Below are 5,862 nucleotides of genomic sequence, written 5' to 3'. Positions count from 1 at the left end.
CAGTAATAAAAAACGGTGCCAAGTCAGATGACTGGCCCCGTTTTTTATCGGGTTCAAGCGGTGAGGCTTAGCTGTTGTTCTTCACAAACAGGGTAAGCTCCTGACCGGGCTTGAGGTAATCCCCTTTATCCAGCTGGTTCCAGCGCATCACATCGTTGATGGCCACCTGGAAGCGAGCCGCGATGGAGGAGATGGAGTCGCCACGGCGAACCTGATACACCATCGATTTGTCGCTCTTCTTCCCTTGCTTGGGATAGACCACCAGCTTCATGCCTGGCTTGAGCGCCGACTTGGCATTCAGACCATTCCACCTGGCGAGCTCTTCGTGGGAGACGCCGTGTGCCTGGCTGATGCTCCACAGGTTGTCACCCGAGCGCACCTTGTAACTGACTTTGGCCTTCTGGCTGCTGCCACGGCTTGCCAGCTGTTGCGGTTTGCTGGCGGAGCTGGCCTTGCTGCTGACCTGACCGTGGGTCGGGATCACCAGTTGCTGACCGCGACGCAGGTTGTTGCTGCGCAGATTGTTGGCCAGCTTCAGCTCGTTCACGCTGACGCCATGATTCTGGGCGATGCGCGACAGGGTATCGCCACTGGTGACCTGATAGGAGCGGGTACGAATACGTTCGCTCTTGGGCAGATCGGCCAGTGCCAGCTCCAGGGTATCGGCATACTCTACCGGTACCAGCAGGCGGTAAGGGCCACGGGGCGACATCACACCACGGCTCAGGGCAGGATTGACCTCCTTGAGCTGTGAGGTGCGCAGACCGGCCAGTTGGGCGGCCACGTTCAGATCGATCTGGCTGCCGGTCTCCACCACTCGCAGCTTCGGCTCGTTGGCGAGCACCGGCAACTGGATATTGTACTTGTCCGCATTGCTGATCATGTCAGCCATGGCGAGGATCTTGGGCACATACATCCGGGTTTCGCGGGGCAGATCGAGCGACCAGTAGTCGGTCGGTTTGCCTGCGCGCTGGTTACGCTGGATGGCGTTGCGCACCCGCCCTTCCCCGGCATTGTAGGCGGCCAGCGTCTGCAGCCAGTCACCGTCAAAGAAGCGGTTCAGGTACTCCAGATAGTCGAGCGCCGCATTGGTTGAGGCCAGCACATCGCGCCGTCCGTCATACCAGTTGTCGTGGCGCAGACCGAAGTTTCTGCCTGTCGCTGGCACAAACTGCCAGAGTCCGACGGCATTGCTGCGGGATCGGGCATGAGGATCAAACATGCTCTCGATCATCGGGACAGTAATAAGCTCCATTGGCAGCTCACGCCGTTCAATCTCCTCTACCATCAGATAGAGGTAGGGTTCAGCCCGGCTGGCAATGGTCGCCAGATGCTTATCATTGCGCAACAGCCACTCACGTTGCTGGCGGATGCGCGGGTTGTCCGGAGTTTCCAGTTGCATATCATCGCTGATACGCACCCACAGATTGTCCGTATCTTCCATTTCGTCCAGCTGTTCATCGCCAAACAGGAAATGGGAAGAGTGTTTTTTATGCGCTTTTTTCTTGACCTGGGGGGACTTGATCGGCTCGATTGCCGTTAGCGCCCGGTCATCCTGATGGCTCAGGTTTTGGCAGCCACTGAGCAACAGCGCTGCCAATAAGGCCGTTCGTACCTTCATCTCGTTCCGGTCATTTTTAGGAAAAACAGCTCGCATCATAAGGGGCAATGGCCCCCTGATCAAGGTTTGTTCAAAAAACGTCCTTCCACTGACGCAGGATGGTGAAGGTATCTACCGGATTTTCCACGCATTTTAGCCCATGCTTTTCAGCAGAAAATTTCACTGAATCCTGTTCGCAGCGCAGAAAAATGTTGAAAGTGCGTTCGTCACCCAGCCGGGTTGGCAGGCTTGGCAGCCCTTGTTGCCGCAGTTTGCTGATCAGCCCGATCTGGCGGCGGATCGCCGGGTTGTCCGGCTCGACCGCATAGGCAAAACGCAGGTTGGAGAGGGTGTACTCGTGGGCACAATAAATGAGGGTCTCATCGGGCAGGGCGGCGAGTCGTTGCAGCGAGTGGTACATTTGCTCCGGCGTCCCTTCAAACAGGCGGCCACAACCGGCCGAGAAGAGAGTATCGCCACAAAAGAGCATGCCATTGCCATGGTAGGCGATGTGGCCGCGAGTGTGCCCGGGCACATGGATCACCTCGAGGGCGAGGCCGTGCCAGTTGATCTGATCGCCATCTTCCAGCCACTGACCGTGGTGATCCGGCATGGGGTCAAGTTTGGGGCCATAGAGCCGGGCGTGGGGGAAGTGGGCAAGCAGGTCGGTGACGCCCCCGACATGGTCGTGATGGTGATGGGTCAGCAGGATGGCATCGAGCACCAGCCCCAATGCCTCGAGCCGCTCCAGTACGGGGGCGGCATCACCGGGATCGACCACCAGGCAGTGATTTTCGTGGCGGATCAACCAGATGTAGTTGTCATTAAAGGCTGGAACTGTGATCACTGGATACATGAGTCTGCTTCTCTTTAGGGAGGGTATCTTATATAACAGGATGGCGTTCGAAACCCCGAGTTGAGCCCTATTATGCAGGTGGCACGTACCGAACAACAAATCGAGATCCCGACCAGCTGGTCTGCGTTGCCTATGGGGGACTGGGTGGCGGCCGAGATCCAGGATCGGCTCGACAACTGGTGTCCCAATCTGTTTGGGTATCATCTGCTGAAAATTGGCGCCTTGAGCGCTGAACTCTCTTGCAAACGCTCCTCCATTCGTCATCAGATCGGGGTCGCCCCCGGCGGGCGGCTGCTCGACATGTATGGCGATCCCCTCGATCTGCCGGTACGAACCGGCAGCGTCGATGCCTGCCTGCTGGCTCACTGCCTCGATTTCTCTGCCGATCCCCATCAGGTGTTGCGCGAAGCCGAAAGGGTGCTGACCGACGATGGCTGGCTGATCATCAGTGGTTATAACCCCATGAGTCTGGTCGGGATCGGTCACTGTGTGCCGTTCTTGCGGCGCAGAATGCCCTGGTCGGCACGGATGTTTACCCCAGGGCGAGTCACCGACTGGCTCCATCTACTGGGATGCGAGGTGATGTTCGACGAGCGTTTTGGCTACTCGTTTATGGGGAAACAGAGCTGGCACAGTTGGTGGCGGGAGAGTATCGGGCGGGATTATTGCAGGGCATTTGCATCGGTATACGTGATTGCAGCCCGTAAACGGCGATTTCCACTGATCCCGGTGCGGCGGCGCTGGCAACTGCCAAAGTCCCTCGCTACACCGGGCATGGCCCGTCAGGGCTGGTAACCGGTATCCTCGGCCAGATCCTTGCCGCAGGCGGCATCTCTGGCCAGCTCGTCGCACCGTTCGTTCTCCGGATGGCCGGAGTGGCCCTTTACCCAGAGCCACTCAATCTGGTGGCGACCCACTTCTGCATCCAACTCCTTCCAGAGATCGACGTTCTTGACCGGTTGACGATTGGCGGTCATCCACCCCTTCTTTTTCCAGCCGATGATCCACTGGGTGATCCCCTGGCGCACATATTGGCTATCGGTGGTGAGGCGCACCTTGCAGGGCTCGTTGAGGGTTCGAAGCCCCATGATGGCGGCCATCAGCTCCATCCGGTTATTGGTGGTCAACTTGAATCCGGCGGAAATCTCTTTGCGGTGCTTGCCGTAGACCATCACGGCCCCGTAACCACCCGGGCCCGGATTGCCGAGGCAGGAGCCGTCGGTATAGACATCAATCTGTTTTAACATGAGCAATCAATCTGTTTTAACATGAGGCTTGGGGTAAACTAGCGAGTAAGTAAAGCCGAAGTTTGACATAGATTGGATCATGAACACACCCCAACTGAATCGCCAGATCATTCTGGATACTGAAACCACAGGTATGAATACGGCGGGTGGCCCTGTCTATCTGGGGCACCGCATTATCGAAATCGGCTGTGTGGAGGTGATCAACCGCAAGCTGACCGGTAACCACTATCACGTCTATATCAAGCCTGATCGTCTGGTCGACCCGGAAGCGATCCAGGTGCACGGTATTACCGACGAGTTTCTGCGTGACAAACCGTCGTTCAGCCAGATCGCCGACGAGTTCCTCGAGTTCATCCGCGGCGCCGAACTGATCGCACACAACGCGCCGTTTGACGTGAGCTTCATGGACTATGAGTTCAGCAAGCTCGGACTCAACTTCAAGACGGCGGATATCTGCACCATCACAGATACCTTGGCGATGGCGCGGGATCTCTTCCCCGGCAAGCGCAACAACCTGGATGTGCTGTGCGATCGTTACGGTATCGACAACTCCCACCGTACCCTGCACGGGGCTCTGCTCGATGCGGAGATCCTGGCGGACGTCTACCTGCTGATGACCGGCGGCCAGACCAAACTCAATCTGGCCACCGAAAGCAACGAAAACGAAAGCAATCAGGACACCAGCATTCGCCGGTTGGAGAGCAACCGACCCGCCCTCAAGGTGGTGCGTGCCAGTGCCGAGGTTCAGGCCCTGCACGAAGCGAGACTGGATCTGGTACAGAAGAAGGGAGGAAGTTGTCTGTGGCGGCAATGAGCAAGTGGTGTGCCGGTCTGCTGCTGTTGCTCTCGCTGGGGGCGACGGCGACCGAGGTATTTGCCCCTTCCGATATTCCGCTGCTGGATAACCGCTTTCGCATCGATTATGGGGTTAAGGAGATAACCTTCATCATCAAGCGCAAGCCGGGCACCCCGTCCGTGATCCTGGTTCGTCCCGATGGCAGCAAGCTTTACGTGGGCAAGGTCAAACCCGCAGATGTGGGTTGGCTGGCGTTGCCGGAGCATGATCTCATTACCCTGCGCAATCCCATGCCGGGCCCCTGGCAGGCGATTGGCGAGGTGGATCCCGACAACCGGGTGCGTATTCTCTCCGATATCCGGCTCGATATCGCCGCCCTGCCGATGCAGCTCTATCAGGGGGAGGTGGTCAAGCTCAAGGCATGGTTGCTGATCAATGGTCAGCCGCCGAAAGATAAATACTATCTCTCTGACCTTGGCATGACCGTCAAGCTGCAATCGTTCAGCGATGCCGATAAGAAAGAGGTCGTGCTGGATCAAGTACTCGGCCACTATCGCGATGATGGCAAGGGGCTCGACGAAGTGCCGGGTGATGGCATCATGACGGCGGAAGTGACGCTGCAGGATATTCCCGGCGGCAAGTATCGCGCCATGTTCAGCACGGGCAATCAGGTGTTTGTCCGTGCCCGTTATCAGGATGTGCTGCTTTACCCCTATCCGTTCAGCTATAACTTGTCGCCGCCTTCGGATGAGCTGGGTGCCAAGCTCTCACTGCTAATCGACCGTGATGAGCTGGATCCCGCCTCCGTGGTGGTCAAGGGGAATGTGACCAGCAATGTGGGCGGCCTCTACGAGTTCAGCGAGACCGCCAGCGACCCCAAGCTTGATATCGATCTCTCTAACATCAAGGAGGTCGGTCAGCATGAGGTGAAAGCAACCCTCTATGGCACTACTCGCCTCGGCCGTGAGCTGAAAATCGAGTTGCCGGTGAAAACCTTCAATGTCTTCCCGCCACCGCCGCCTCCTGTAGAGGTGGTGTCGGCCGCCGCACCGGCCTCCAGTGCCGAGGCGACCCATGAAGCCCCGGCAGAGGAGGAAATGGGCTGGCTGATCTGGGCATTGGCGGGTGGTGGTGTGCTGCTGGCGGTATTGGGTGGGGTCGGATTTGTGGTGATACAAAAACGGCGTGCCCTGAAGCGTGCTCTGGCCGCTGCGCAGGCCGAGAACCAGCAAGCCGGACAACCTGCTGCCAAGCTGGATCTCAATCTGCCAGAGCAGTAACCCTCGTACTTCTCGCTCTGAAGTGACGTGATGCCAGATATAGAAAACCGCCCTGATAAGCAGGGCGGTTTTTTTAGTTCATA

General features: G+C 57.8%; 6 protein-coding genes. 3 read left to right on the top strand and 3 right to left on the bottom strand.

The features are described 5' to 3' along the window. Positions 1–67: 67 nt before the first annotated feature. Both A9G06_RS21015 and gloB read right to left on the bottom strand, forming a co-directional pair. A complete protein-coding gene (locus A9G06_RS21015) occupies positions 68–1,621 on the bottom strand; it encodes a LysM peptidoglycan-binding domain-containing protein (protein ID WP_040067949.1) in 1,554 nt (517 codons plus the stop codon). A gap of 70 nt (positions 1,622–1,691) precedes the next feature. Further along, positions 1,692–2,456 carry a hydroxyacylglutathione hydrolase gene (gene gloB, locus A9G06_RS21010; RefSeq protein WP_005337817.1) on the bottom strand — a complete coding sequence of 255 codons (765 nt, stop codon included), beginning with the start codon at positions 2,454–2,456 and terminating at the stop codon, positions 1,692–1,694. Positions 2,457–2,528: 72 nt separating this feature from the next. Between gloB and A9G06_RS21005 the strand changes: the two genes are divergently transcribed. After that, a complete protein-coding gene (locus A9G06_RS21005; RefSeq protein ID WP_005361718.1) occupies positions 2,529–3,251 on the top strand; it encodes a methyltransferase domain-containing protein in 723 nt (240 codons plus the stop codon). On the opposite strand, the gene rnhA is transcribed toward A9G06_RS21005, so the two are convergent. Continuing rightward, entirely contained in the window at positions 3,239–3,703 is a 465-nt protein-coding gene (gene rnhA, locus A9G06_RS21000) for a ribonuclease HI (RefSeq protein WP_005337815.1), read from the bottom strand. The genes A9G06_RS21005 and rnhA overlap by 13 nt on opposite strands. A gap of 79 nt (positions 3,704–3,782) precedes the next feature. On the opposite strand from rnhA, the gene dnaQ reads away from it, so the two are divergent. Both dnaQ and A9G06_RS20990 read left to right on the top strand, forming a co-directional pair. Continuing rightward, the gene (dnaQ, locus tag A9G06_RS20995; protein ID WP_047439188.1) at positions 3,783–4,517 is read left to right on the top strand and encodes a DNA polymerase III subunit epsilon; all 735 of its coding nucleotides are present in this window, start codon (positions 3,783–3,785) and stop codon (positions 4,515–4,517) included. Then, positions 4,514–5,779, top strand: a complete 1,266-nt coding sequence (locus A9G06_RS20990; RefSeq protein ID WP_069556521.1) for a TIGR03503 family protein — start codon at positions 4,514–4,516, stop codon at positions 5,777–5,779. Before dnaQ ends, A9G06_RS20990 begins: the two co-directional genes overlap by 4 nt. Positions 5,780–5,862: the final 83 nt, after the last annotated feature.

It is taken from the genome of Aeromonas sp. DNP9 (assembly GCF_001728955.1).
Lineage (GTDB): Bacteria > Pseudomonadota > Gammaproteobacteria > Enterobacterales > Aeromonadaceae > Aeromonas > Aeromonas veronii.
This window is presented reverse-complemented; position numbering and strand designations above follow the sequence as displayed.

Excerpts from the sequence above, each read along its gene's own strand:
- A9G06_RS21015 (WP_040067949.1), bottom strand. The coding sequence starts at position 1,621 with ATGAAGGTACGAACGGCCTTATTGGCAGCGCTGTTGCTCAGTGGCTGC.
- gloB (WP_005337817.1), bottom strand. The coding sequence starts at position 2,456 with ATGTATCCAGTGATCACAGTTCCAGCCTTTAATGACAACTACATCTGG.
- A9G06_RS21005 (WP_005361718.1), top strand. The coding sequence starts at position 2,529 with ATGCAGGTGGCACGTACCGAACAACAAATCGAGATCCCGACCAGCTGG.
- rnhA (WP_005337815.1), bottom strand. The coding sequence starts at position 3,703 with ATGTTAAAACAGATTGATGTCTATACCGACGGCTCCTGCCTCGGCAAT.
- dnaQ (WP_047439188.1), top strand. The coding sequence starts at position 3,783 with ATGAACACACCCCAACTGAATCGCCAGATCATTCTGGATACTGAAACC.
- A9G06_RS20990 (WP_069556521.1), top strand. The coding sequence starts at position 4,514 with ATGAGCAAGTGGTGTGCCGGTCTGCTGCTGTTGCTCTCGCTGGGGGCG.